Origin of the sequence: Micromonospora sp. RTGN7, from assembly GCF_033804645.1 — a bacterium.
Lineage (GTDB): Bacteria > Actinomycetota > Actinomycetes > Mycobacteriales > Micromonosporaceae > Micromonospora.
The window spans coordinates 18,005-44,401 of sequence record NZ_JAPZLF010000002.1 but is presented as its reverse complement, the minus strand read 5'-3'; the positions used below and the strand labels follow the sequence as shown (position 1 = coordinate 44,401).

The window sequence follows — 26,397 nt, the reverse complement described above, 5'->3', positions numbered from 1 at the left end:
GGGGTATTCCGCAAGCGCTCCTCAGAGGCGAGGATGACCGCCATGGCGGTTTCCACCGCCGCGGCGCTCGCCCGACAGATCAGGACGCCGTGAACAGGTCAACGCGGTCAAGTCGGCGCTGGGCCGCGACAACAAGCCGGGTCAAGGTCCGGTGCCTGGACCGGCCTGCCGCCGCAGGCGGCAATAACCGGCACGGGCAACAGGAGCCCCTACTGCTCGCTAGGGTGCCGACGTGACGGATCTTGAGCGGGGTGTCTACGAGCACCTGATCACCCAGCAGCTCGGCGATCAGCTCGACCACCTCGACCCCACCCTCGTCCAGCACCGCCCCCTCGACCCTGCCGACTCCCACCAGCCCCTGACCCGTCACCTTGCCGTCATCATCAGCCGCGCCCTGCAGGCCGTCCCCGCCGGTGACGACAAGCTGCACCGCCAGGTCGACCTGGCCAACCGCATCGCGCAGGCCATCACCGAACTCGACCCAGATGCCGCCACCCACGGCGACCAGGTCGTCGATGCCAGGAACCTCCTGCACGCCATCGCCGCCCCGCCCACCCCACCCGCGCAGCCCACCTTCCCGCAGCGTCCCACCACCCCGCTCTCCACCGGCGCGCTGCTGGTTAACGGCAGGCACCAGCCCCGGATCGGCCACGAGGTCACCCACGAGATGGCCTCCGCCAACTCCGTCGACCTGCTCTGCGCGTTCATCAAGTGGCATGGCCTGCGCATCGTCGAGCCGGCCATCCGCGAGCTGATCAACCGAGGCGGCCACCTCCGCGTCATCACCACCACATACCTCGGCGCCACCGACCAGCGGGCCCTCGACCGGCTCACCGAGCTGGGCGCCGACGTCAAGGTTTCCTACGAGACCAGGACCACCCGGCTGCACGCCAAGGCGTGGCTGTTCCGCCGGGGCAACGGCACCACCACCGCGTACGTCGGCTCGTCGAACCTGTCGAAGGCCGCGTTGGTCGACGGGGTGGAGTGGAACGTCCGGATCTCGAACATCGAGCAGCCGCACGTCATCGACACGTTCACCGCCACCTTCGAGGACTACTGGAACGACCCCGCCTTCGAGACGTACCAGCCGGGCAGGGACGCCGAGCGACTACGGCAGGCGCTGCGCGGTGAGCGGTCGGACGGCACCGTCGTCGAGATCGCGAACCTGGATGTGCGGCCGTACCCGTACCAGGCGGAGATCCTGGCCGACCTGGACGCCGAGCGGCAGGTGCACGGCCGGCACCGGAACCTGGTAGTGATGGCGACCGGTACTGGCAAGACGGTGGTGGCGGCGCTGGACTATCGCCGGCTGCATCGCAGCAAGACCGTCGACTCGCTGCTCTTCGTCGCCCATCAGGAGCAGATCCTCAAGCAGAGCCTCGCGACGTTCCGCCAGGTGATGGGCGATGGCAGCTTCGGCGAACTGCTCGTCGGCGGCCAGGAGCCGACCGACTGGACGCACGTCTTCGCCTCGATCCAGTCGCTGCACCGACGGGATATCGACCCCGAAAAGTACGACATGGTGATCGTCGACGAGTTCCACCACGCGGAGGCGCCGACGTACGCGCGGCTGCTGGAGCGACTGCGTCCACGCGTACTGCTGGGGCTGACGGCGACCCCGGACCGGGCCGACGGTGGCGACGTGCGGCGGTGGTTCGACGGCCACGCCGCCGTGGAGCTGCACCTGTGGGAGGCCCTGGAACGGCAGTTGCTGGCACCGTTCCAGTACTTCGGGGTGCACGACGACGTGGACCTGTCGCACCTGCAGTGGCGGCGCGGGCAGGGGTACGTCCCGGCGGAGCTGGACGACCTCTACACCGGCAACCACGCGCGGGCCCGGATGGTGCTGAGGGCGGTACGGGACACCGTCGACGTCGACCGGATGCGGGCGCTCGGGTTCTGCGTGAGCATCGGGCACGCGGAGTTCATGGCGGACTGGTTCACCCGGCACGGCGTACCGGCGGCGGCGGTGACCTCGCAGGTGAACAGGCCGGCGCAACACGAGCTGCTGCGGGAGTTCAAGGCCGGGAAGCTGCGCGTGCTCTTCACGGTCGACCTGTTCAACGAGGGTGTTGACCTGCCGATGGTCGACACGATCCTGATGCTACGGCCCACCGAGAGCGCGACGATCTTCCTTCAGCAGCTCGGCCGTGGCCTGCGCCTGGACGACGACAAGCCGTGCCTGACGGTGCTGGACTTCATCGGCGGGCAGCACGCCAACTTCCGCTTCGACCTGCGCTGGCGGGCGCTGACCGGGGTGAGCCGGCGGGCGATCAAGGAGGCGGTCGACCAGAACTTCCCGTCGCTACCCAGTGGGTGCCATGTCCAGCTTGACCGGGTGGCGAAGGACATCGTGCTCGAGAACCTGAGGGCAGCCATGCCGACCTCGAAGAGGGGGCTGATCGCGGAGCTGCGGCAGCTCGGGGACGTCGGCCTGGCGGAGTTCCTGCGGGAGACCGGGCTGGAGATCGAAGACGTGTACCGGTCGCCGTCGCTGGGCGGGTGGACCGGGCTACGGCGGTTCGCCGGCCTTGAGGCGTCGACGCCCGGCTCGGACGATCGCGAGCTGGGCCGGGCCATCGGGCGGATGCTGCACCTCGACGACTTCGACCGGCTGGACCTGCTGTCCCAGGTCGCGGCCGGGGAACGGCCCGCCGCCGGCCGACGATGGGACATGCTGCACTTCGACCTGTGGGGATCGAACGTCTCGCTGTCGTCGCGGGAGGAGCGGTTGGCGCGGCTGTGGGCGGAGCCGACCCGCTGCGCCGAACTGCGCGAAGTCGCCGGAGTGCTGCGGGAGCGGATCCACCGGGTGACAACGCCAGCGGGGGTGTTGCGGGTGCATGCCCGGTACAGCCGCAACGAGGCCTGCGCGGCGTTCGGGATGCCGAACCCGGGTTCGCTGCGGGAGGGCGTCAAGTGGCTTGAGTCCGAACGGGCGGACCTGTTCTTCGTCACGCTGGTCAAGTCGGAGAAGCACTACTCCCCCACCACGATGTACGCCGACCGGGCCATCACGCAGCGGCTGTTCCAGTGGGAGTCGCAGAGCACAACGTCGTCGACGTCGGTGACCGGGCAGCGGTACGTCAACCACGCGAAGCGGGGCTCGACGGTGCACCTGTTCGTGCGGGAGACCCGGGTGCCGGACCGGAACCTCGGCGCGCCGGCCTACCTGTACGCGGGGCCGATGGCGTACCAGGAGCACGCCGGAGACCGGCCGATGCGGATCGTCTGGGAGCTGGCCCATCCGCTGCCCGCCGACATGTACTCCGCCGCCCGAACGATCGCCGCATGACCGACATGCCGCATGAACGCTCGGCACGACGGCGAGCCGGGGCGGCAGGCCACCCCCGACGGTGCAACAATCGCCGGATCGGCGGGACGATCACGCAGAGGGCGGCCTCGTGAGCTTCGACTTCCTCATGACCGATCATCCGGCCTGGCACTCGGACGGTTTCCGTCAGGCCCGCGCCCTCCGGCTCGACGCGGACACGGTATGGCTCGTCGAGGTGCGGGGACGCAAGGCATCGACAGTGCTCGTGCGCGGCGACTCTCCCCTGCCCGCCGTGGACGTCTTCACCCCGCCGGCCGCAGCGCGCCCACAGGCGGCCCCCATCCACGCCCCGCTCGCCATGCTGGGGTCGGTCGGTCGACTCCGTAACCCCAGCCTCTGGGAGGCGCTCGCCACGGCAATCATCCGGCAGGTGATCCGGGCGGGTCAGGCGCGGAAGCTACATCGGGACTTCTGCCGTCGGTTCGGGGATCGGGTCGCACCATCCGATGAGATGGACATTCACACTTTCCCATCTCCAGAACGTGTGTTAACCCTAAGCGATGACGACTTCACCGAGAGTGGCATGGCGTTCAAGCGCAGGCCACTCCGGCACGCCGCCACTGCCTTCCTCGCCCACGACGGATCCTGGTCGGAGCTGTCACCGTCGGTCCTGGTCAAGGAGCTCCAGACGATTCCCGGAATCGGCCCCTGGAGCGCCGGGGCCGCAGTCGCCGACTGGAGCAACGACTGGTCGCTCTACCCGTACGGCGACCTGGCCGTCCGCACCTGGGCGCGGCGCGCGAACCCCGACCATCCCTGGCCGGCCGACGAGCCCTCGTTCGCCCGGACCTGGCGGCGGGTGACCGGTGAACACCTCGGCACGTACACCCTCCTCACCCTCGCCCTCGGCTGCCGACAGGCCGGAGCCGTCTGAGCAGCAACCCATCCTCGGCGTCGAACCGGGCACGCCGCTCGACCTGCTGCTGGTCAACGCGCCGCTGCGCGACTACGCGATCCGCCCCCGGGTCAACGACTTCACGCTGCCGGTGCTCGGCATGGGCTACCTCGCCACCTACGCCACCGCGCAGGGCTTCAGCGTGGGCGTCCTCGACGGAGAGTCCCTCGGCCTCGGCATCGACCAGATCCAGAGCATCGTCAACGAGGCCGCGCCCCGCTGGGTGGGCTTCAACCTGCTGGCGCCGACGTACGAGCTGAGTGCCCGCATCGCCGCCGGTCTCGACCCCGAGATCCAGATCATGGTCGGCGGCCACCAGGCGAAGGCCATGCCGGAGGCGGTGATCGGGGACCCGCGCTTCGCCCGCCTGGAGGCGCTGATCATCGGCGAGGCCGAGACCCGGGTCGCCGAGCTTTTGAACGACCACCACGAGCGGGTGCGGCTTCCGGGCGTGATGTGGCGGGACCCCATCCTGCGTACGCCGGTGGCGGGCGGGATGCCGGGCACGGCCGGGCACCTGGCGCCAGACATCAACGCCCTGCCCTTCGTCGATCGGCGGTTCTTCGCCGCCGACCCGTATCGCCCGGGCGACGGGCCATGGGAAGCGGCGATGGTGGGTGCCCGTGGCTGCCCATACGACTGTTCGTTCTGCGGCGCGGCCGTCAGCGCCAACCCGGACGTCACCATCCGCACCCGGGAGCCGGCCAACATCATCGCGGAGATGGACGAACTCAACATCCAATATGGTGTGCGAGCGTTCCGGTTCGTCGACGACCTCTTCCTCGGCTACGAACGGTTCATCCGGCACTGCATGGCCGCCTTCACCTCAGCCGACATAGGCAGCCGGTACGTCTGGGACGCCACCGGCCGGATCAACATCCTCGCCCGCGCCGACGATGCGCTGCTGGAGACGCTCGCGGCGAACGGCTGCCGGGAGGTCGCCCTCGGCATCGAGTCCGGCAGCGAACGCGTCCTGGGCCACATCGGAAAGCGGATCAGGCCCGAGCTGACCCGGGACGTGGTCCGCCGGCTTACCCGCCGGGGCATCAACGTCAAGGGCTACTTCATCCTCGGCCTGCCCACCGAGACGTACGCCGAGTTGGAGGCGACCGTCCGGCACGTACACGAGCTGTGGGACCTGACCGACAACTCGCCCGGCTCCTTCCGGGCAAGCGTTTTCGAGTTCCGCCCCTACCCGGGCACCCCGGAGTGGCGCCGGCTGCTGGCCACGGGCCGGTACGACCCGGCGGCGTTGCTGGACTACAGCGCCGTGGACCTGACCGACGACGGACTGGACGAGGCGATGCGGACCCGCGACGAGTTCAACTTCTCGGTCAATCTCCAGTTCGGGGAGGTCGATTTGCCCCACGTGCGGCGCAGGCTGGTGGAGCTGGCCCGGGCGCAACACGATCGGCTGGGCGGCCGGTGACCGGCCGCTTCGTCGTCATCGACGGCCCGAGCGGTGTCGGCAAGACAACGGTGACCGCGCTGCTCGCCGACCTCGTCGCGGCCGAGGGCCACCAGGTCCACCGGACCAAGGAGCCGACCCTCACCCGGCTGGGCGAGACGGCTCGGTACGGCACCGACGACTACCACGGTCTGACCCTCGCCTGCCTGGTCACCGCCGACCGCTACCACCACCTGGAGACGGAGGTCCGTCCCGCTCTCGCCGCCGGGAAGGTCGTCCTCTGCGACCGCTACCTGGCGACCTCGCTGGTGCTGCAACGGCTCGACGGCGTGGAAGGCGACTTCGTCTGGGCCCTCAACCGGTACGCGGATCGGCCGGACCTGACCATCATCCTCACCGGCGATCCCACCCGCTCCCGCACCCGGGCCGCCGCACGTGGCATCCACAGCCGCTTCCACCGGGGCGGGCCGGAGGCCGGGCGACGGGAACGCGAGCGGTACGACCAGGTGGCGGTGGAGCTGGCGGAGGCGGGGTTCCCCGTGCACCTGCACGAGGTGGGCGAGCAGAAGCCGGCGGATCTGGCGGCCGAACTGCTGATCCGGGTGCGGCTGCTCCTCGCCACGACCGGCAGCGGTCAGACCCCGACCGACAGGGCCGCGCGGATCAGCGAGTCGTAGGTCTCGGTGCTGCGTTCCAGCGCCACGCCCAGCGACCGGGCGAACCGGTCCAGTTCCTGCTGGACCTGGACCGCCGATCCGTCGCCGCTGGTCATGGCCTCGATCTCGAAGAACGTGCCGAGCCCGTCGACCTCGTCGAGGCAGAGCAGCAGGTGATCGAGCCGCGCCGTACGCCGGGCCTTCACGATCCGCATGGTCGGGTAGAACCCCATGGCGAGAATCGCGTCGTGCATCTCGTCCCGGCCGAGAACCTCGGTCTCGTGCTCCGCGCAGGCCAGCTCGTTGTCGAGCGGCTTCTTGACGCAGAACGTGTGCCGCCCGTTCTCGGTGCGCAGCCGCGCGAACGCCGCCCCCGCTTTGCTCTGCCCGTAGCTCCAGCCGTTGGCCGCGTACGCCTGGTCGTCCTGCCGGACCGGACCGGAGAAGACCGCTCCCCGATCGTGTAGGGCCCGCACCAGCGCCGCCGGGTCGGCGACCCGGTACTTCACCTCGATCTCCCGCACCGCGTCGGTCATCGCATCTCCCGAAAGGCAGGGCGGTCGTGGACCCGGTCACTCAATCACAACCGGGACCGCCCCAACCCGATGACACACCTGCCCCGCCGACGCGAGATGACCCTCCCCGCCCGGTCGGTGGCGGCCGCCGTCGGCGGGAACCTGTCGTAGTCGGTCTCTAGCCTGGCGTCGCCACGACACGAGGGAGACCCACCATGCTCGATCACCTTGGTATCCAGGCCCGGGACGTGCCGGCCAGCGCCGCCTTCTACGACGCCGTCCTCGCCCCGCTGGGCGCCCGCCGCATGATGGGCTTCGGCGACGTGCTCGGCTACGGCAGCGAGCGGCCCGACTTCTGGCTCAGCCCCATGACGTCGTCCGGGGAGAGCCACGAGACGCACATCGCCTTCACCGCCGCCGACCGGGCCGCCGTGCGGGCGTTCCACGACGCAGCGGTCGCCTCCGGCGCGGAGGTGCTGCACGCCCCGCGGGTCTGGCCGGAATACCACCCGACCTACTTCGGCGCGTTCGTCCGGGACCCGGACGGCAACAACGTCGAGGCCGTCTGCCACGCCCCCGAATGACGGCCACGCCCTCACCTGGCCCGGTCACCCCGGATGACGTCCTGTCGGCCGTGGACGCGGCCGTCGCCGCCCTCACCCCGGCCCTCGACACCGACTGGCACGTCCCCGCCGGTGCCCTGACCTGGACCTGTTGGGAGACCGTCGAGCACATCGCCGACGACCTCTTCGCCTACGCGATACAACTCGCCCCGAGGCGGCCACCGCTGGCCACCCACGTGCCGGTCATTTGTGAGCCGCGCCGCGACGGCGGTCCGGCGTCCAGCATTTTCGCCGAGCCGGACGCCGGCCCGGCGGGCCTGCTCCAGGTTCTGGAGGGGTGCGGGGCGCTGCTGGCGGCGATGGTCCGGGCGACCTCGCCGAAGGTCCGGGCGCACCACATCTTCGGCGCGGCGGACCCGGAGGGGTTCGCGGCGATGGGGGTGGTGGAGGTGCTGGCGCACCTGCACGACGTGGCCGCCGGCCTCGGCCTGCCGTGGCAGCCGGACCCGGCGCTCTGCGCCCGGGTGCGGCACCGGCTCTTCCCCGCTGCCCCGGCCGATACCGACCCGTGGGCTGCGCTGCTCTGGGCCACCGGCCGGGGCGAGTTGCCCGGCCGTCCCGTTCTCACCCGCTGGCGTTGGGAGGGCGCGCCCCGATCGGACCAGGCCTGAGTCAGTGGACGGCGGTTACGGTACGGGGATGGAACAGCGGATCAGCCTGGTCACCCTCGGCGTCACCGACCTGCCCCGGGCCCGGGCCTTCTACGAACGGCTCGGCTGGCGCGGTCAGGAGGTCGAGGAGACCGTTTTCTTCCAGGCCGGCGGCCTGGCAGTCGTGCTCTGGGCCCGCGAGAAGTTGGCCGCCGACGCGGGTGTCGCCGACGACGGCGGGGGCGGCTTCGGCGGGCTGGGCCTGGCCCAGAACGTCCGTTCCCGTGCGGAGGTCGACGTCGTGTTGGCCGAGGCGTCGGCGGCGGGCGGGGCCGTCACCCGACCTGCCCGGGAGACGTTCTACGGCGGGTACGCCGGCTGCTTCACCGACCCCGACGGGCACGTCTGGGAGATTGCCTGGAACCCCGGTTTCCCGCTCGCCGCCGACGGCACCATCACGGTCCCCGACTTCGGCGACGTGTGACGGTGTCCCCCGGACCCGCCGATCCGGGGGACGCCGGCGGTCAGCGGACCGGGTCGTGGGTGCCCCGGGGCACGTGCGGCTTGCAGCGGCGCAGCCGCTCGGCGGCCATCCGCCCGCCTACGGCCAGGCCGTGCCGCTCGACGGCGGTCAGCCCGTACGCGCTGCACGTCGGGGTGTAGCGGCACTGACCCGGCCAGCGGTGCGACAGCCACCGCCGATAGCCGAGGATCGCGGCCCGACCGGCCCGGTCGACGACCGGTGCCCGGGTCGCCCCGGCGGTCACCGAGCCGAGGGTGAGCAGGAACGAGAAGAGCCCGAAGTCGCAGCAGTCCGGGCCATCACAGTCGCAGTCGGTGCAGGAGTCAAGGCCGCGCTTCTTCTTCCGGTGACGGTCGTGTTTGGATCTGAACATGTCGCTGATGATGCGACATCCGCGCCACCCCGGAGGGTCAGCTCCACACCGTGCGGCGGAGGCCGTCGTGGGTGGCGCAGACGTCGGAACGGCCGCCGGTGAGGCTGAGCGCCCCGTCGCGGCACTGCACCAGGTACCCCTTCCCGGCCCAGAAGTCCTGCCCGCAGTCGAAGACGTCACAGACCCGCACGTCGGGCCGGCGGATTCGGGAGCCGCCGCAGTAGTCGTACCCGAACGGGTTGGCCGGGGCGCCGCAGAGCCCGTCGCGCTTCGCGGTGGGTGACGCGGTGCGCCGCCGCGCCTCCGGGGTCGCCTTCGGGGTCGCCTTCTGGGTGTCGCGCAGGACGGGGCGGGCCGTCAGGACGGGGGTGGGAGTGGGGGTGGGGGCCACGGTGGCGGCGGACGCGACGTCGGAGCCGGGCCGCACCGGCGGGTCCGACTCGAAGAGCACCGCGGGGACCAGCAGCGCCACGGCGGCGGCCACCGCGACGGTACGCCGGCCGCCCGGCACGGCTGCGGTGATCCGGGCCTGGGCGGGGGTGGCGATGGACGGGCGGAACGGCCGGGTCTGGTCGTGTTCGGCGATCAGCTCGTCGAGTTGGGCGAGCACGGCGCCCCGCTGTTCGATGGCCTCGGCGAAGGCGAGGGTGAGGGTGAACCGGAACTCGGCGGCGGTGTCGGCGGGCAGCAGCAGCCCGGAGGCGCGTCTCCGGTCGAGAACCTGGATCAGCGTCACCGGGGCCGCCGGGTCGTGGGCCAGCCCGGTCATTTTCCCGTACGCCCAGTCGCGCCGGCGGGTCCCGCCGAGCAGGACGAGCCGGCGGTCGGTGACCACGGCGATCCCGGCGTCGGTGACCTTGACCCCGTCGGGGCGCCGGTGGTGCAGCGCCGGCCGGTCCGGGTCGACGTTCAGGTCGGGGGCGGGGAGCACGGTGGTATGCCGCAGTTCGACCAGTTGCACGGCCGGCAGTGCCCAGTGGACCCGCTCGCCGGGGGCGAGTTCGAGGGGCAGGCCGACGCCGGCCGTCGCGGTGCGGCCGAAGTCGGCCGCCGCCGCACGCAGCCGGCGCAGTTCGTCGTCGCGTCGCCGCCATGCCCGCTCCGCCTCGCGGTGCGCCCGCTGACGCCGTTCGTTCTGCCGGTGCGCCCACCGGTACCGCCAGGTGGAACCCGTCGATTCAGTCTTCGCCACGCCGACTCCTTCGCCGCGCGAGCCACCAACCGGGGTGTCACCCGGCTCAACGGTCCCGGCCTGTCGGGCGTACTCGCCGAAGCGCACGATTCACCCGATCGGTGGACATCCGGCGTGGCACAGCCCGCCGCCAACGCCCATCGGGTCACGGTGTGGAGTGGCCGATCTCTGGGTAACGTGAGCCGCAGCCGGGTCGCGACCCCGCGCCGGCCGCTTCGACGCGAAGGGGGACCCGTGCCCGGCCCGGACCAGCACCCGTGCGTCGTGATCGGGGTCGACATCGGCACCACCAGCACCAAGAGCGTGGCGTTCGACAGCGAGGGGCGGCAGCTCGCCAGCCACTCCGTCGGCTACCCACTGGACGAGCCGCACCCCGGCTACGCCGAGCAGGACCCGCTGCTGATCTTCGACGCGGTGGTGGAGACGCTCCGCACGGTGGTGGCGGAGCTGCCCGGCCCGATCGCCGGGGTGTCGTTCAGCACCGCGATGCACAGTCTGATCGGGCTGAGCCCCGACGGTGAGCCGCTGACCGCGTCGGTGACCTGGGCGGACTCGCGTTCCAGTCGGCAGGCCGAGCGGCTGCGCAGCGTCCCGTCGGGGCTGGCGCTGCATCGGCGCACCGGCACCCCGGTGCACCCGATGGCGCCGCTGCCGAAGCTGGTCTGGTTCGCCGAGCAGGAGCCGAAGCTCTTCGAGCGGGTGGCGCACTGGGTCGGCATCAAGGACTACGTGCTGCTGCGGCTGACCGAGGCGCTGGTCACCGACCACTCGGTGGCCTCGGCCAGCGGCCTGATGAACATCCACACCCTGACCTGGGACGCCCAGGCGCTGCGGATCGCCGGGATCACCGAGGAACAGTTGCCCGAGCTCGTCCCCACCACCACCGTGCTGCCCGGCTTCACCGCGTCGGCCGCCGCCGCGACCGGCCTGCCGGCGCAGACCCCGATCGTGGTCGGCGCGGGCGACGGCCCGCTGGCCAACCTGGGTCTCGGCGCGGTACGCCCCGGCGTGGTGGCCTGCTCGATCGGCACCAGTGGGGCGATGCGGGTGATGGTCGAGCGTCCCACCGTCGACCCGTTGGGCGGGGTGTTCTGCTACGCGCTGACCGAGGACCGCTGGGTGGTCGGCGGTGCGATCAACAACGGCGGGGTGGTGTTGCAGTGGGCCGGCGACGCGCTCGCCCCCGAGCTGGGCGAGGAGTCCGAGGAGCAGTTGCTCGACCTGGCCGCCCGCGCGCCGGTGGGCTCGGGTGGGCTGATCATGCTGCCGTACCTGCTCAGCGAGCGCGCCCCGCACTGGAGCGCGCTGCCGCGCGGGGCGTACGTCGGGCTGACCCACGGCCACCGGCGCGAACATCTGGTCCGGGCGGCGCTGGAGGGGGTCTGTCAGCAGCTCGCCCTGGTGCTGTCGTCGGTGCGGGCGGCCGGCAACGAGGTGCGGGAGGTGCGGGCCAGCGGCGGTTTCGCCCGCAGCCCGCTGTGGCGGCAGATCCTCGCCGACGCGCTCGGCATGCCGGTGCGCTTCCCCGCCGGCCACGAGGGGTCCAGCTTCGGCGCGGCGCTGCTGGGGATGCAGGCCCTCGGCCTGATCGCGTCCGTCGACGTCGCCGCCGACCTGGTCAAGATCGACGAGACGGTACGCCCCGACCCGGCCTCCGCCGCCGTCTACGCCGCCCTCCTTCCGCTGCACTCCGAGCTCTACGACGCGCTCGTCCCGACGTTCTCGTCGCTGCGGCGACTGGCCCCGAGCCTCCCGCCGGAGCCACCGCCCACCCCAGCGCCCATGTGATCGCCCGTGCCCGCGCTGGCACGGGCACCGTCCGAAGGTCGTGATGCCGTGATCACCCTGCTCGCCGCACCGGCGGAGCCGCTCACCGACGCCGGTGACGCCCAACTGATCGTCGCGGCCCTGCTGGGCATCGCCGCGGTGGTCGTCCTCATCGCCTGGGCCAAGGTCCACCCGTTTTTGGCGCTGATCCTCGGCGCGGGCGTGCTCGGTGTCGTCGCCGGGGTGGCGCCCGAGGCCATGATCACGTCGTTCACCGGCGGCGTCGGCTCCACCGTCGGCGGGGTCGGCCTGCTGATCGCCCTCGGGGCGATGATCGGCGGGCTGCTCGCCGAGTCCGGTGGCGCGGACGGCATCGTCACCCGGATCGTGGACCGCGTCTCCGGCAAGGCGCTGCCCTGGGCGATGGCCGGGGTGGCCGCGCTGATCGGCCTGCCGCTCTTCTTCGAGGTCGGCGTGGTACTGCTGGTGCCGATCGTGCTGCTGGTCGCCAAGCGCACGGACGTACCGCTGATGAAGCTCGGCATCCCGGCGCTGGCCGGCCTGTCGGTGCTGCACGGCCTGGTCCCGCCGCACCCCGGCCCGCTGGTGGCGATCTCCTCGCTCAACGCGGACCTGGGCCTGACGCTCGGGCTGGGCCTGCTGATCGCCATCCCGACCGTGATCATCGCCGGGCCGGTCTTCGGCAACATCATCTCCCGGTACGTCCCCGCCACCATCCCCGAGTCGCTGCTGCCGACGCGCGCGGCGGCCGCCGGGGCGGGCGGGAGCGGTCGGGGGCCCGCCGGGCGCGGGCAGGACGGCGTGGACGGCGATCTACTCACCGACGACGACCTGCTCAACCCGGGCACCGGCCGCCCCGGGGCCCCGGTCGACGACTCCGGCACCGAGACCGCCCGCCGGGGCCCGAGGTTCTGGCCGGCGGTGATCACCGTGCTGCTGCCGGTGGTGCTGATGCTGCTGCGGGCCGTCGGCGAGCTGGCCCTGACCGAGGGAAGCACCGGCCGCAAGGCCCTGGACATCGTCGGCACCCCGATCGTGGCCCTGCTGGCCGGGGTGATCCTGGCCATGTTCACCCTCGGCTACCAGGCCGGGTTCAGCCGTACCCAGGTCTCGTCGGTGCTCGGCGGGTCGCTGCCGCCGATCGCCGGCATCCTGCTGATCGTCGCGGCGGGCGGCGGGTTCAAGCAGGTGCTGGTCGACGCCGGGGTGGGCAACCTGGTCGCCGACGCCGCGGCGAACGCCAACCTGTCCCCGCTGGTGCTGGGCTGGCTGGTCGCGGTCGGCATCCGGGTGGCCACCGGCTCGGCGACGGTCGCGACGATCACCGCCGCCGGCATCGTCGCCCCGCTCGCGGCGACCCTCGACCGGCCCGGGGTGGCGCTGCTGGCGCTGGCCATCGGCTGCGGATCGCTGTTCTTCTCGCACGTCAACGATGCCGGCTTCTGGCTGGTGAAGGAGTACTTCGGGCTGACCGTCGGGCAGACCATCAAGAGCTGGTCGGTGATGGAGACGATCATCTCGGTGGTCGGCTTCCTCGGCGTGCTGGTGCTCGACCTGCTGTTGTGACGCCCTGACCGGGCGGCCCGCCGGCCCCGCCGGTTTCGCTCACGCGGAGCCGGCGGGGCGGGCCTCGGTCAGGCCCGGGTGATCGCGTTGGCGTGGATCGCCTCGCTGACGTAGGTGGCCATCCCGGGGCCGATGTTCTCGAAGTACGCGATGAACCGCTCGTCGGTCACGTACATGTCGGCCAGCCCGGTGTGGATCTCGTACGTGCAGTCGTAGAACCAGCGGCTGATCAGCTGCCGGTGTTCCTCCGCCAGCGCCATGGCCTCCGGGCTGTCAGCCGGGGACCCGGAGGCCATCAACGCGGCCAGCCGCCGCCCCCACTCCTCGTTCTCGGTCTTGTTGCGCAGCCAGTCGTCCTTCGAGTAGCCCGCGGTGCGCCGGCTCGACTCCCGGTACGCCTCGCCGTCGCCCCACCGCCGCTCTGCCTCCTCGGCGTACGCCTCGGGGTCGGCGTCGCCGAAGACCTCGAACCGCTCCTCCGGGGTCAGTCTGATGCTCATCCTTCTCGCCTCCAACGCAAGCTCGATCGCCGCCACCATGTCCCGGAGCTTCCCGATCCGCCCGGTCAGCAGCTCGTGCTGCCGACGCAGATGCGCCTTCGGGTCGACGTGCGGGTCGTCCAGGATCGCGGCGATCTCCTCCAGCGGGAACCCCAGCTCGCGGTAGTACCGGATGAGCTGGAGCCGCTCCAGGTCCGCCTCGTCGTAGCGGCGGTATCCGGCCGGGGTACGCCCGCTCGGAGAGAGCAGGCCGATCTCGTCGTAGTGGTGCAGCGTCCGCACCGTCACCCCGGCGGCCTTCGCCACCCGTCCCACCGTGTATGCCATGGTTCCCTCCCTTCCGGGAACCAGACTGCCGCCTGCCGCAGCGTGAGGGTCAACCCTGATTCTGCGACACCGGGGTGAGGGCGGCGCGGAGTTCCGCGAGGGAGACGGGACGGCCGTACCGCCAGCCCTGACCGTGGAGGCAGCCGATCGCGGTGACCGCCGCGTGCTGCGCGTCGGTCTCCACCCCCTCGGCGACCACGGTCAGATCGAACGCCGCGGCCAACCGGGTAACCATCTCCACCGTGGCGTACGCGCGGGTGTCCTCGCCGAGCCGGGCCACGAACGACCGGTCGATCTTCAGGTCGGTGGCGGGGATTTGGTGCAGGTAGCTCAGCGACGAGTAGCCGGTGCCGAAGTCGTCGATGGCAAGCCGGATGCCCAGATCGCGGAGCTGGTGCAGCCGCTCCAGCACCGTGTCACTGCCGTCGATGAGCGCGGACTCGGTCAGTTCCAGGGTGAGCGCGCGGGGGGCCAGGCCGGCGCCGGCGGTGGCCGCGGTGACGGTGGCGATCAGGTCCGCCCGGCGCAGGTGGGCGGCGGCGATGTTCACCGCGACGGTCGCCTCCGGGGCCCGGTCCCGCCAGGTGGCGGCGGCCCGGCACGCCTCATGGATCACCCACCGGTCGATCGGCAGGATCAGCCCGGTCTCCTCGGCCAGCGGCAGGAACCTCGCCGGGGCGAGCAGCCCCAGCCGGGGGTGCTGCCAGCGCACCAGCGCCTCGGCGCTGCGCACCTCGCCGGTGACCAGGTCGACGATCGGCTGGTACTCCAACTGCAACTGATTCTCGTCGACAGCGCGGCGCAGGTCGGCGATCAGCTCGGCCCGGCCCACCGCCGCCTCCCGCAGCGTCGGCGTGCAGATCCGGTACGTGGACTTGCCGCCCGCCTTGGCCGCGTACATGGCGATGTCGGCGTCGCGGAGCAGGTCGGTGTGGGAGGCGTGCTGCGGGCCGTACTCGGCGATGCCGATGCTGGCCGAGGGGTGCACGCCCACGTCCTCCTCGCCCGGGGACGGTCGCAGGGCGGCGAGCAGCCGCTCGGCCACGAGCTCCGGGCGGATCTGCCGGTCGCCGTCGATGAGCACGGCGAACTCGTCGCCGCCGAGCCGGGCGATGCTGCCGTCGCCGGCCACGACCCGCGCCATCCGACCGGCGAGACTGGTCAACAGGTTGTCACCGGCGCTGTGCCCGAACCGGTCGTTGACCTGCTTGAAGCCGTCCAGGTCGAGCAGCAGCACGGCGACCGTGGCCTCGTCGCGCAGCGCCCGGCGCAGCCTGCGGGTGAACATCAGCCGGTTCGGCAGGCCGGTGAGCTGGTCGGTGTAGGCGAGCCGGCGCAGTCGGGCGACCAGCCGCAGGTTCTCGTTGGCGGCCAGCCCCTGTCGCAGCGCCAGGACGCCGAGCAGCGCCATCATCCCGACGAAGACCAGGTGCGGGGTCTGCCCGGTGGGTCGGCGGGCCAGCACGACCGCGACGATCGCCCCGCCCACCGGCAGGTACGGCAGGGCGACCCGCCACCAGGGCGGCAGCGGCGACTCGGTGGTCTCGTCGGCGTCGCCGAGGGCCGGGGGCAGCGGGTACCCGCTGGCGATGCCGATCAGCAGGTAACTCAGCGGCCAGCAGACGTCGATCGGATGACCGGGGGCGTAGCTGCCGTGGGCGAAGAGGGAGACGTACGTGGCGTCGGCGACCGCCCGGATGATCAGGCTGCCCCCGATCAGGGTGAGTGGCCGCCACATCGGCCGGGCCGGGCCGGCCACCGCCACGAGGATGGTCAGCTGCATCAGGTCGAGCATCGGGTAGAGCAGCCCGAAGGTGCGCAGCGGGCCGACCAGGTCGGCGGTGGCGAGGTCGCGGAACACCACCACCCAGCCGATCGGGATGAGGGCGAGCCCGACGATGACCCCGTCCAGCACCGTCCGGGCCCGCCCGACGACGCTGCGCGGGGCGGCGAAGGAGCAGAGCAGCGCGGCGGTGCCGGTGATGATGCCGAGGGTGAACAGCGCCCCGATCAGCGGGGTGTGCGGCAGGGCGTCGCCGGCGATCCGCTGCGCGGTCCACAGTGCGCGGCCGAGCACGGCGAGACCCACGGTGACCGCGAGCAGCGCCCAGAACCGGCGCAGCGGTGCCGGGTGCCGGCGGCTGGCCCGCAGGCAGGCGAAGCAGGCCCAGCTCGCCACGGCGACCGCACCGAAGTCGCTGGCCAGGGCCGCGCCGGGGAGCCGGGCGACCAGCCAGACCGCCTCGGTGAGCAGGATCGCCAAGACCACGACAAAGCCAACCCGGCCGGGCCGGTACGCCCCGGCGGGCATCGTGCAGGCGTGACGTGCGTTGTGGGGCAGCACAGTGGTCGCTCCGGCTTCCTCTCCTTCGCGCACCTCGACGGTGAGGACCGGTCGTTGACGGCGAACGACGAAAGAGTAGCCAGCCACCGGGCGACCCGCCAGAGCCTGCCGCGGGTCGACGACGGGTGCTGGCCTGGATTGTAGGGCCGGCGCGGCGGCAGCCACCGCGCCGGCCCGGGATCGGTTACTGGACGGTCACGTTGTCGACGTACCCGGCGGAGGTGGAGGCGCCGCCGGAGGGCCACCGTGGGTCCACGGGGTCTCCGCCGGGTCGGGGAACGTTGCCGCCGGCAGGAACGCCTCCGACAGGGTGGTGAGGCAGAGCCGCTCCCCCACCTCCGGCACGGTGCCCGGTGGGGCGGTCAGCCCTCGGCCCATCCCGCCGGAGAGCTCCAACACCACCTCGGTCTTGCCGTCGGCCGCCGGCGTCAGGAAGACCACCTTCGCCCGCTGTCCCGGCCGGGTCAGCGAGTACAGCGTCGTGCCCACCGGCACCGCCACCGCCTCGGTGGTGACCACCTGGATGCGGGGCCGCAGCACCGGCCGCTTCCCCGTGTCGTCCACCCGCCTCGGGTCGGCCAACGTCACATCCCCGACGAACGCCTCCCCGGCCAGCCGGTGCTCCGCCATCACCAGGGGGTCGTCGTAGGCGCGCTGCACCGCGTACGAGGTGCCGGCCCGCTCCAGCCGGTGCAGGCGCGCTGCCGCGGCCACCGCACCGTCGCGGCGCGGCTGCGGCCCGCCGCCGGCGTCGACGTGCTCGGCGTACCCGGTGAAGGCGTCCCGGTCGCCCGCCCAGCGCCCCTCGACCCGCGCGCCGGGCGGCAGCGCGGCGAGCAGCCCCACGCCGCGCCACATCAGCTCCCAGGTGGGCGCGAGCTGGCCGCGCAGCGCCCGCTCCAGCTCCGCGTACGCCAACCGCCGGGCCGCCTCGTCGTCGGCCGCGTCGCCGTACGCGGCGACGGCCGGGGCGAGGACCTTGTTGTCGAACTCGGGGTCGGTGGCCGGACCGGCGGGCGGGCAGACCGACGGGTCCTCGGCCCGGGCCGCCGCCCGCGCGCCGTCGAGCCCCGGCGGCGGGTCGAGCCAGCCGAGCACCGCCGGCAGGTGCAGGTCCTCCACCGCGCTCTGCCCGGTGGCCCAGTGCAGGGTCAGCGCCTCGGTCATCGCGACCAGCGCCGACGAGCCGGGATGCTCGGCCCGCTCGGCGAAGAACGTCAGCCAGCGCCCGAGCAGCGGCACCGCCGGGTGCACCGGGTAGTCGCCGTCGGGGCGGCGGAACCGGGTGGAGCGGCCGAAGAGCCGCAGGAACGTCACCCCCGCCGGGTTCGGCACCAGCAGTTGCGGCGCGTCGACGTACCGGTACCGGACGTCGCGGCCCCGGTCCACCGGCACGGCCTCGGACACCCCCCGGAAGGAGTCCAGGTACGGCAGCACGATCCCGGCCAGCTCGGCGGCGAACGCGAACCGCTGATCCCGGTTGCGGGGCTGCGGCACGATCAGCAGCCGGGCGTCGTCCGGAGCGGTGCCGACCAACGCCGCGAGGGGTGCGTTCGCCTCACCGGCCATGGCCAGCGGCACCAGCACCAGCGGCCGGGGTGACAGGTGCAGGTGCCGGACGGTGGCCACCGGCTGGGCCACCCCGGCGGCCAGCGCCTGCGCCTTCGCGAGCGCGCGCAGCGTACTCATCCGGGCTGCCCGGCCAGGGCGTCGGCGCGCAGCCGGGCCGCAGCCCGCAGCAGCGCGGCGGCCTCCGCCTGCTCCGGCTCGCCGGCGTGCTCCCCGGCGGCCAGCGCGAGGACCTCGGCCACGGTCGCCACCCCGCCGAGCGCCTCGCGGACCGGCCGGCCCAGCGTGGCCGTCTCGGCGCGGGTGGCGTGTCGGCAGAAGTACGCCAGCTCGCAGGCCGCCAGGCAGTCGGGCGCATAGCGGGCCGGCACCGACAGCAGGGACCGGCGCAGCTCGGCGGGGTCGGCCACCGGGTCGGCGGTGAAGTCGGCCGGCAGCTGGACCAGCAGGTCGTCGATGCGGGCCATCCGGTCGAGCTGCCGGCGCAGCACCAGCAGTTGTCGGCGCACGTCGACGAGGCTGGCCACCGGCTGGTTGGCGAAGTCGCGGGGGCAGACCAGCACCACGTCCGAGGAGACCAGCTCCGGATCGTGCCCCTCGGCGGCGAGCAGCTCACGCAGGGCCAGCACGTAGACGGCGGACTGGATCGCGGCGGCGGCCACCTTGCCCGGGTCGGCCTGCCCGTCGATCACCGGGAAAGACTTGACCTCCACGACGTGGAACCGGCCGGCGAGCCGGGCAGCGACCAGGTCGGGTTCCAGGTGCACCCGCTGGCCGGCCACGTCCAGGCCGAGCAGCGGGTGATCGAAGAGGGCGGCCGGTTCGCCCATGCCGGTCGGCGCGGCGGCGGCCAGCGCGGCCCGGGACCGGGCGGACCGGTCCGACTGGCCGGGCTGGCCGGCCCGGTCGTCGGCGCCGAGGTCGGTCCACGTCGCCGGGCCGTCCGGGTCGACGCCGAGCCGCTCGGCGACCAACCGCAGCAGCTCGGCACCGCCGTCGGCCTTGACCTGCGCCTCGAACACGTTGCCCCGGGTGATCGCGAACCGGGACTGCCCGAACCGGGACGGGAAGCCGACCCGCTCGGCCAGCCCCGGTTTGTCCACCCCGGCGCTGTCCAGCACGGCTCGGCGGGCGCAGCCGGGGTTGCCGGTCAGCGCGGCGATCGTCCGGGCGTTGTGCCGGCGGGGTGGGCCATCGCCCCGGATCCCGGCCAGTCGCTCTTCGGTGCTCGTCACGACACGCCACGATAGGCGGTCTCCGCCGGTGCGGTGCGGGCCGCGCCGTGCCGCACCAGCACGGCGACCGCGCCGGCCGCGGCCAGTGCCGCCCCGGCCATCGTCCAGAGGACGACCCGCAGCCCGGAGGTGAAACCCGGATCGGCGAGCCGGCCGACGGTGGTGCTGGCCAGCACCGCGCCGACCACCGCGATGGCGATCGTCTCGCTGGCCAGCCGGGCGGTGTTGATCATCCCAGCGCCGGTGGCCGCCCGGCCCGGGTCGACGCTGCCGACCGCGATCGCATCCAGCAACCCGATCGACAGGCCGATCCCCACCCCGATGGTCAGCAGCGGCCCCGCGAGGGTCGCGGCACCGCTGTCCGGGGCGAGCACGGTGGCCCAGGCCGCCCCGACCCCGACCACCGCCACGGACGTCACGATCACCGCCGAGGCCGGCACCAGCCGGGTCAGCACGCCACTGAGCATCGGCAGCACCAGGGTGGGTGCGGTGAGCAGGATGAGCATGCCCCCGGCCGCGCCGGGACTCAGCCCGACCACCGTGGTCAGGTACGACGGCAGGTAGACCAGCAGCGGCACCAGCACCGCCACGGTGGTGGCCGCCGCCAGGCAGACGCCGAGGAACCGGGGGTTCGCCAGCAGGGCCAGGTCGAACATCGGCTCGGCACGGCGGCGCTCCACCCGGACGAAGGTCGCCAGCAGGGCCGCCGCCGCGACGAAGGCGGCCACGATCACCGGAGCGGCCCAGCCGAACTCGGGGCCCTGCACGAAACCGAAAATGAGCAGTAGGAGAGCGGCGGTGAACGTGACGGTGCCCGGCCAGTCGACCCGGCCGGCGCGCGCCGGCCGGGACTCCGGCAGCAGCGGAACCAGGGCAAGCACCACGCAGGCGGCCAACGCCGGGGCGGCGAAGACGGCCCGCCAACCGAATGCCTCGATCAGCAGCCCGGCGAGCGACGGGCCGAACGCGAGGCCGACACCGATCGCCGTGCCGAAGAGGCTGAACGCACGGGCCCGGGCCGGCCCCTGGAACGCGTCGGCCAGCAGGGCGGCGGCGCTGGTCGCAGCGGCGGCAGCGCCGATGCCGGCGAGCACCCGGGCGGCGTCGAGCAGCACGATGTTCCCGGCGACCGCGCCGGCCAGCCCGGCCACCGCGAAGATCACCAGCCCACTGGCGAAGACCCGACGGCGGCCGAACAGGTCGGCGAGCGCGCCCGTGGCGAGCATGAAGCTGGCGAAGGTGGCGTTGTAGCCGTTCACCACCCACTGCACCCCGGCCAGCCCGGCGTCGAGGTCGCGGCCGATGTCCGGCAACGCGACCGAGGCGCCGGTCAGCGAGAGGGGCAGCGACACTGTGGACAGCAGGACGGCGACCAGCACGACGGTCGGATGGTTGCGCACGATTTTCCCCGTTTCTTCGCGGCCGCCCCAGCGTAGGTGCTGCTGATCGGCCTGCGGTTCCAGGGGGGAGGCAACGAGGTCAGCGGCCTGCGGAGCGGTTCCAGGGCGAGCGCGGGAGCGCCGTGCCGGCCAACGGGCGGCGGGCGCGACGCCGAGAGCGACGGCCCGGAGTGCAGGGCGGGCGGGCGGCGGTGTGGACGGGGGCCTCGGGCACGGGGACGGGCCAGCGACAGATCAGCCAGCAGAGAAAGCGGGCCACCGGTGGATCAGCCGACCGGGAGGCGTCGCGCCTCGGCCTTGGCGATGTCGTACTGGGCGCCGCAGAAGCTGCACTGCTGCACGTAGCGGGTCCGTACCGGGATGAGCGGAATGAAGAACAGGGTGAACTTCGTGGACCGCCGGCTGATCACCTGGGCGGCATGGTTGCCGCAGTTGCGGCACATCTGCTGCACCACGCCCGAGCGGTCGACCCTGGTCCTGAGCCCGAATATGAAGAACATCGCCCCGCATTACCCACTCGCCCGGTCTCCTGCACCTCGAACTTCCGCCCGCCCGCCCCGACTGGTCGCCGTGGCGGGCGGGCGGACGCTGCTCAGCCGAGCGCGTCGGCGGTCGCCGGCTCCTCCGGGAGCCAGATCGGCTGCCAGTCGGGCATCTCGTGGAAGCGGACCAGTTCACCGAGGCCGGCGACCGAGCCGCTCCACGCCCCGTACGGCGGGTTCTGCTCGTCGAAGCCGCTCTGCACGAAGGTGAGCTTGGTCTTTCCGTCGGACTCGGCCAGCTCCCAGGTGCTGACGCCGGTCGGGCCCCAGTCGACCGACATCCGCCGGCCCGGCTCCAGGTCGACCACCTTCGCCACGTAGCCGGTCTCGAAGCCGCCCATGGCGTACCGGCCGCCGACCCAGGGCTCGATGCCGATCGGATACCCGAACCAGGCACTGGCCTGCGCCGAGTCGATCAGCGACTCGTACACCCGGTCCTTCGGGGCGTCGATGAGCAGCTCCCCGCGCAGGTCGGCGGAGGTGAAGTCGGTGCGCGGCAGCAGCGCGCGCCCCTCCAGCCGGGCGGCCAGGTTGGCGATCGCCAGGGACCAGTACGTCTGGAGCACGCCCCGGATCGTGCTGCCGCTGATCGCCTCGGCGAAGTCGAAGTGGCTCTGCCGCAGGGTGAGGATCGTCGACTTTCCCTCCGGCGCGAGGGCGATCTCGGTGGTGGTCTCCACCCCGTCGAGCAGCCAGCCGAAACGCAGTATCCGCTCGTCGGCGTGGAGCAGCCGCTGGTGCGGGGTGTCGCCCTCGGGGGTGTAGCGCCCCCAGAACGCGTACCGGTGGGGCAGTTCCACCTCGGCGTGCTCGGCCAGCCAGACGCGCAGCTCGGCCGGGTCGGTGAGGGCCCGGTGAACGGCCTCGACGGGCGCGGCGAGCCGGGCGCGCAGAGTCATCGGTTCAGTCATGATCTTCTCCCTTGGGATAACAGGCCACGGCGAGCTTGAAGGCGTCGCCCTCGGCGCCCCCGTAGCGGGTGAACAGGTCCTGCAGGGTGGTGCGCAGGTCGGCGAGGAACTCCTGCCGACGCTCGGCCGGCACCCGAATCTCCCCGGAGACCCCGATCGAGGGCAGCTCGGGGGCCGCCCGGTCCAGGGCGGCGACGTCGGCCTGGACCTCCTCCATGAGGTCGAGCAGGTGGCCGAGGCTCAGCTCGTCGCGGGCCCGACGCAGCCCGCCGATCCGGCCGACGAGCCGAGGCGAGAGCCAGTACGACCGGGCGACGGCCTGATAGCTGCCCTCGCTGATGCCACGGACCCGCCGCTCGGACACCTGCTCGGCCAGGCCGGCCGCGACGAGCTGCTTGACGTGGTAGTAGACCCGCTGGGGGGTCTGGCCGAGCTGGGTGGCGACCTCGGTGCAGGTGCGTGGCTCGGCGAGTTGCCGCAGCACCTCGATCCGCCGCGGTTTGAGCAGGCTCTCGGCCTGCGACATGTCTTCGAGGTACAGGACGTCTCTCATGGCAAAATAAGTTTGTACGTACAAAATCTGTTTGTCAATGGAGTCGACGAGAGGGGCGACCGGGACAGCCGCCCCTCTCGTCAACGGTGGATCAGGCGGTCCAGTCAGGGCGCAGCGGATACCCGTTCACCCCGGCCGGCCCGTTGCGGGTGGCCAGGACCTGGTGCAACTGGATGTCGTTGCGCTCGAACGCCATCCGCGAGCCGGCCATGTACAGGCCCCACACCCGGGCCGTGCCCTCGCCGACCTCGGCCACACACTCGTCCCAGTGCGTCACCAGGTTGCGGCACCAAGCGGCCAGGGTCAGCGCGTAGTGCTGACGCAGGTTCTCCTCGTGGTGCACCTCCAGCCCGGCGTCGTGGAGCTCACTGATCAACCGCCCCGGGCCGGCCAGCTCACCATCGGGAAAGACATACCGGTCGATGAACGCGCCGGAGCGGTGCGGGGCCCGGTTGTGCGCCCTGGTGATGCAGTGGTTGAGCAGTCGGCCGCCGGGCCGCAACCGGTCCCGCAGCGTGCGGAAGTAGTCCGGGTAGTTGCGCACCCCGATGTGCTCGGTGAGGCCGATCGAGGAGACCGCGTCGAAGTGCTCGCGCGGGGCGTCCCGGTAGTCCAGATACCGCACCTCGGCCAGGTCGGCCAACCCCTCCCGCTCGATCGCCGCCTGCGCCCACTGCGCCTGCGCCTTCGACAGGGTCACCCCGAGGGCCTGCACGCCGTACTCGCGAGCGGCATGCCGAACCATGCCGCCCCAGCCGCAGCCGACATCGAGCAGCCGCATTCCCGCCTTGAGTGCGAGCTTCCCGGCGGCCAGGTCGTACTTGGCGGCCTGGGCCTGCTCCAGCGTGTCGTCGGTGTCCCGGAACACCGCGCAGGTGTACGTCATCGAGGGGCCGAGCACCCTCTCGTAGAAGGCGTTCGAGACGTCGTAGTGGTGCGAGATGACGGTGCTGTCCCGGGAGCGGGAGTGCCGCAGCCCGTTCATCATCCGTTTCCAGCGCGGCGCAGCCTCCTGTGGCGGGGGCGGCGGCGGCAGCAGCAGCCGCTCCCAGCCCAGCCCGCGCACCAACGCCAGCCCGTCGGCCAGCGCCGGCGGGCGCAGCCGCAGCTCGTCCTTGAGCACCCGCAACGCCTCGTACGGGTCGCCCAGGTGGACCCCGTGCAGGGTCAGGTCGCCGCTGACGTACGCCCGGGCCATCCCCAGGTCGCCGGGGGCCGTGAGCAGGTACGACAGGCCCCGCTCGGAGCGGATACTCAGGGTGAACCCGGCGTCGGCCGGGCCGACGGCGCTGCCGTCGTACCCGGTGATCCGCACCGGCAGGGGTCCGGCCGTGACGGCGCGGACCACGTCGGCCACGGTCGGAACCGGGCGCCGGCCCCCCGCTGGCGGGGTGGACGGGACGCTCGCCGTTCCCTGTTCGCGTTCGGTCAGGCTCATCTTCGTGCTACCGCCTTCTCGTAAAGTCCGGTGAGCCGGTGGTCCGGGTCGTAACGGTCCTTCACCGCGCGCCAGGTGTTCCCGCCGTAGAGCCGGTCGAACGCCTCGCGGTCGTAGTACGCGTCCGAGTAGAGCGACTTGTGGCCGCCCGCGTCGGACACCGCGCGCTCGATCAGCCGGTTGACGTCGCCGTCGGCGGCGCCCTCGGCGATCGGCACGGTTCCCCAGAAGCCGATGTTGACGTAGGTGTGCCCCGGCTCCAGGGGGTACAGCGGCCAGGCCCGGGCCGACCCCGGGCCGGCGGTCTCGCGCAGCCGCAGCGGGCAGAGCCAGACCGGAGACATCCGCACCTCCCGGGCGAACCAGCGCAGGAAGTCGGCGGCACCCTCCAACGGGATCTCCACGTCCTGCACCACCCGCTCCCGGGCGGGCTGGCCGCGCAGCCGGTCGACCCGGGCCGCCACCTGGTGCCGGTGCTCCAGCCGGACAAGCCGGTGGTAGACGTCGCTACGCCGCCACCGGGCCGGCCAGAACCGCCGCAGGACCGGGTTCTGCACCCCGAACGCCGCCGAGCACCAGAACCAGTCGGTGTCCCACCTCCAGAGGTAGTCGTAGGTGGTCAGCCAGTCGCGGGTGAGCCGGCGCAGCGAGCGATAGTAGATGTCCTGGCCGGTGTAGCCGCTGACCCGGGGAGCGGTGTCGGTGAAGTTCGCAAGCACCAGGTACGCCTCACCGGGGCTGAACATCACCCCGTCCATCGCGTCCACCGGCTCGCCGTCCCAGGACCGGCTGGCGGTGACCTCAGCGATCGCCTCGGTCAGCGCCCCCAGGTCAGCGAAGCGGACGTTGCGCAGGGCCACGTACCGCCGCACCGGCGCCAGCTCGATGCGCAGCCGGGTGGCGTACCCCAGGCTGCCCAGTGAGTTGGGAAAGGCCGCGAAAAGGTCGGCGTGCTTCCCGTCCGGACGGCCCGTGACGACCTCGCCCGCGCCGGTGAGCACGTCCATCTCCAGGACCGACTCGTGCGGCAGGCCGTGCCGGAACGAGGTCGACTCGATGCCGAGCCCGGTCACCGCACCGCCCAGGGTGATGGTGCGTAGCTGCGGCACCACCAACGGCATCAGCCCGTGGGCCAGGGTTGCGTCGACCAGCCGCTCGTAGGTGCACATGCCCTGCACGTCGGCCGTGCGAGCTGCCGGGTCGACCCCGATCACCCCGCCGAGCCCGCTGACGTCCAGGCCAGGGGCGTTCGGCGCCGCCCTCGGGCGAAACAGGTTCGAGGTACGTTTGGCCAGTCGCACGGTCTCGCCGGCGGGCACTGCGGCGTACGACCGCCGCAGCAGATCCACCGCTCCGTCGTGGTCAACGCCATGATCCACACGGACAGAACACATGAGATCACTCTACGCACGCGGGGGATAATCCTGTGGGACGTCCACCTGCACGAAACGCCACTGCGGGTCGTAGCCGGCATGCGGGCTGCTCTCGCGGCCGTCAGGCGCGGTGGGCGTGCAGCTCCGGGCGCAGGGCGCGAAGCTGGGCGAGGTGCTTTGGCAGGTGGACCCGGATGTGCAGGTCGAGGGTGCGGCCCCAGGGCAGCGCCTCGTCCACCCGCAGGTCGACGTCCTCGTGCAGGCGGGTCTGGACCGGTGTCTGCGCCGCCGCCGGGCCCAGCCGATCCACCAGCGCGCAGAGCTTCTCGCTGGTACCCCGGAACAGGGTGGCCAGCCCGGCCAGCCCACCGCACTCGGCGACCAGCGCGTCGAGCTGTGGCCGGTGCATGGTCTCGAGGTCGTAGTACGCGAACGGGGACCCGACCAGCACCGCCTCGGTGGCCGCGCCCATCAACTGGTCGTTGGCGGCCAGGTGCGCCACGATCTGCTCGGCGCTCAACTCCCCGTCGCCCGGCGGCTCGAACCCGCCCGCGTCCACCTCGACGAGCACCACCTCGTACGCCCGCCGCATCCCCGCGCTGTCCACGCCCCCAGTCAACCGGGCCCCACGCCGTCACCCACCAGCTCGATGTGCCCGGTTCACCCGGAAGAGGACCATTTTCGGGCCCTCCGCCGACCCGGGCACACCTGTCAGTCCGCAGGGTCTCGGGGCCAGCCTGCG

General features: G+C 72.5%; 23 protein-coding genes. 9 read left to right on the top strand and 14 right to left on the bottom strand.

Annotation, left to right across the window (positions count from 1 at the left end; genetic code table 11):
* Positions 1-232 precede the first annotated feature (232 nt).
* The 4 genes from SNR22_RS03530 to tmk all read left to right on the top strand — a co-directional run bounded on the left by SNR22_RS03530 (position 233) and on the right by tmk (position 6,314).
* Positions 233-3,295 (top strand): DUF3427 domain-containing protein, encoded by a 3,063-nt coding sequence (locus SNR22_RS03530; RefSeq protein WP_320064987.1) that lies wholly within the window; start codon positions 233-235, stop codon positions 3,293-3,295.
* Positions 3,296-3,404: 109 nt separating this feature from the next.
* On the top strand, positions 3,405-4,208 hold the full coding sequence (locus tag SNR22_RS03525; RefSeq protein ID WP_320064986.1) for a hypothetical protein: 804 nt from the start codon (positions 3,405-3,407) through the stop codon (positions 4,206-4,208).
* Positions 4,141-5,658, top strand: coding sequence for a B12-binding domain-containing radical SAM protein (locus SNR22_RS03520; protein ID WP_320064985.1), 1,518 nt, complete (start codon positions 4,141-4,143; stop codon positions 5,656-5,658). Before SNR22_RS03525 ends, SNR22_RS03520 begins: the two co-directional genes overlap by 68 nt.
* On the top strand, positions 5,655-6,314 hold the full coding sequence (tmk, locus tag SNR22_RS03515; RefSeq protein ID WP_320064984.1) for a dTMP kinase: 660 nt from the start codon (positions 5,655-5,657) through the stop codon (positions 6,312-6,314). Before SNR22_RS03520 ends, tmk begins: the two co-directional genes overlap by 4 nt.
* Here tmk and SNR22_RS03510 read toward each other — a convergent pair.
* On the bottom strand, positions 6,272-6,829 hold the full coding sequence (locus tag SNR22_RS03510; protein ID WP_320064983.1) for a class IV adenylate cyclase: 558 nt from the start codon (positions 6,827-6,829) through the stop codon (positions 6,272-6,274). The two genes, tmk and SNR22_RS03510, sit on opposite strands and share 43 nt — an antisense overlap.
* Before the next feature lie 194 nt (positions 6,830-7,023).
* Between SNR22_RS03510 and SNR22_RS03505 the strand changes: the two genes are divergently transcribed.
* Genes SNR22_RS03505 through SNR22_RS03495 form a run of 3 tightly spaced genes read left to right on the top strand, consistent with a single transcriptional unit; the run spans position 7,024 to position 8,505 of the window.
* Entirely contained in the window at positions 7,024-7,392 is a 369-nt protein-coding gene (locus SNR22_RS03505) for a VOC family protein (protein WP_320064982.1), read from the top strand.
* Entirely contained in the window at positions 7,389-8,042 is a 654-nt protein-coding gene (locus tag SNR22_RS03500; protein WP_320064981.1) for a DinB family protein, read from the top strand. The genes SNR22_RS03505 and SNR22_RS03500 overlap by 4 nt, the downstream gene beginning before the upstream one ends.
* A 28-nt stretch (positions 8,043-8,070) precedes the next feature.
* A complete protein-coding gene (locus SNR22_RS03495) occupies positions 8,071-8,505 on the top strand; it encodes a VOC family protein (protein WP_320064980.1) in 435 nt (144 codons plus the stop codon).
* A 40-nt stretch (positions 8,506-8,545) separates the two neighbouring features.
* Here SNR22_RS03495 and yidD read toward each other — a convergent pair whose 3' ends face one another.
* A complete protein-coding gene (gene yidD, locus SNR22_RS03490; protein WP_320064979.1) occupies positions 8,546-8,917 on the bottom strand; it encodes a membrane protein insertion efficiency factor YidD in 372 nt (123 codons plus the stop codon).
* Positions 8,918-8,954: 37 nt separating this feature from the next.
* Positions 8,955-10,109, bottom strand: a complete 1,155-nt coding sequence (locus SNR22_RS03485) for a hypothetical protein (RefSeq protein ID WP_320064978.1) — start codon at positions 10,107-10,109, stop codon at positions 8,955-8,957.
* A 234-nt stretch (positions 10,110-10,343) separates the two neighbouring features.
* Between SNR22_RS03485 and SNR22_RS03480 the strand changes: the two genes are divergently transcribed.
* Together SNR22_RS03480 and SNR22_RS03475 are read left to right on the top strand one after the other, a co-directional pair.
* Positions 10,344-11,897: a gluconokinase gene (locus tag SNR22_RS03480; protein ID WP_320064977.1), complete on the top strand. Its 1,554-nt coding sequence runs from the start codon at positions 10,344-10,346 to the stop codon at positions 11,895-11,897.
* 48 nt (positions 11,898-11,945) lie between these two features.
* The gene (locus SNR22_RS03475) at positions 11,946-13,463 is read left to right on the top strand and encodes an SLC13 family permease (RefSeq protein WP_320064976.1); all 1,518 of its coding nucleotides are present in this window, start codon (positions 11,946-11,948) and stop codon (positions 13,461-13,463) included.
* A 68-nt stretch (positions 13,464-13,531) separates the two neighbouring features.
* Here SNR22_RS03475 and SNR22_RS03470 read toward each other — a convergent pair whose 3' ends face one another.
* The 11 genes from SNR22_RS03470 to SNR22_RS03420 all read right to left on the bottom strand — a co-directional run bounded on the left by SNR22_RS03470 (position 13,532) and on the right by SNR22_RS03420 (position 26,262).
* Positions 13,532-14,290, bottom strand: a complete 759-nt coding sequence (locus SNR22_RS03470; protein ID WP_320064975.1) for a MerR family transcriptional regulator — start codon at positions 14,288-14,290, stop codon at positions 13,532-13,534.
* 49 nt (positions 14,291-14,339) lie between these two features.
* On the bottom strand, positions 14,340-16,721 hold the full coding sequence (locus SNR22_RS03465) for a putative bifunctional diguanylate cyclase/phosphodiesterase (protein WP_320064974.1): 2,382 nt from the start codon (positions 16,719-16,721) through the stop codon (positions 14,340-14,342).
* A gap of 108 nt (positions 16,722-16,829) precedes the next feature.
* Positions 16,830-18,323 (bottom strand): hypothetical protein, encoded by a 1,494-nt coding sequence (locus SNR22_RS03460; RefSeq protein ID WP_320064973.1) that lies wholly within the window; start codon positions 18,321-18,323, stop codon positions 16,830-16,832.
* On the bottom strand, positions 18,320-19,438 hold the full coding sequence (locus SNR22_RS03455; RefSeq protein WP_320064972.1) for a hypothetical protein: 1,119 nt from the start codon (positions 19,436-19,438) through the stop codon (positions 18,320-18,322). The genes SNR22_RS03460 and SNR22_RS03455 overlap by 4 nt, the downstream gene beginning before the upstream one ends.
* A complete protein-coding gene (locus SNR22_RS03450) occupies positions 19,435-20,838 on the bottom strand; it encodes an MFS transporter (RefSeq protein ID WP_320064971.1) in 1,404 nt (467 codons plus the stop codon). Before SNR22_RS03450 ends, SNR22_RS03455 begins: the two co-directional genes overlap by 4 nt.
* A gap of 266 nt (positions 20,839-21,104) precedes the next feature.
* Positions 21,105-21,338, bottom strand: coding sequence for a zinc-ribbon domain-containing protein (locus tag SNR22_RS03445; protein WP_320064970.1), 234 nt, complete (start codon positions 21,336-21,338; stop codon positions 21,105-21,107).
* Between the two features lie 92 nt (positions 21,339-21,430).
* Positions 21,431-22,291, bottom strand: a complete 861-nt coding sequence (locus tag SNR22_RS03440) for an SRPBCC domain-containing protein (protein WP_320064969.1) — start codon at positions 22,289-22,291, stop codon at positions 21,431-21,433.
* The gene (locus SNR22_RS03435; RefSeq protein WP_320064968.1) at positions 22,284-22,844 is read right to left on the bottom strand and encodes a helix-turn-helix domain-containing protein; all 561 of its coding nucleotides are present in this window, start codon (positions 22,842-22,844) and stop codon (positions 22,284-22,286) included. Before SNR22_RS03435 ends, SNR22_RS03440 begins: the two co-directional genes overlap by 8 nt.
* 91 nt (positions 22,845-22,935) lie before the next feature.
* A complete protein-coding gene (locus tag SNR22_RS03430; protein ID WP_320064967.1) occupies positions 22,936-24,282 on the bottom strand; it encodes a class I SAM-dependent methyltransferase in 1,347 nt (448 codons plus the stop codon).
* Complete coding sequence (locus SNR22_RS03425; RefSeq protein WP_320064966.1) at positions 24,279-25,676, bottom strand: FAD-binding oxidoreductase; 1,398 nt, start codon at positions 25,674-25,676, stop codon at positions 24,279-24,281. The genes SNR22_RS03430 and SNR22_RS03425 overlap by 4 nt, the downstream gene beginning before the upstream one ends.
* Before the next feature lie 100 nt (positions 25,677-25,776).
* Entirely contained in the window at positions 25,777-26,262 is a 486-nt protein-coding gene (locus SNR22_RS03420; protein ID WP_320064965.1) for a hypothetical protein, read from the bottom strand.
* Positions 26,263-26,397: the final 135 nt, after the last annotated feature.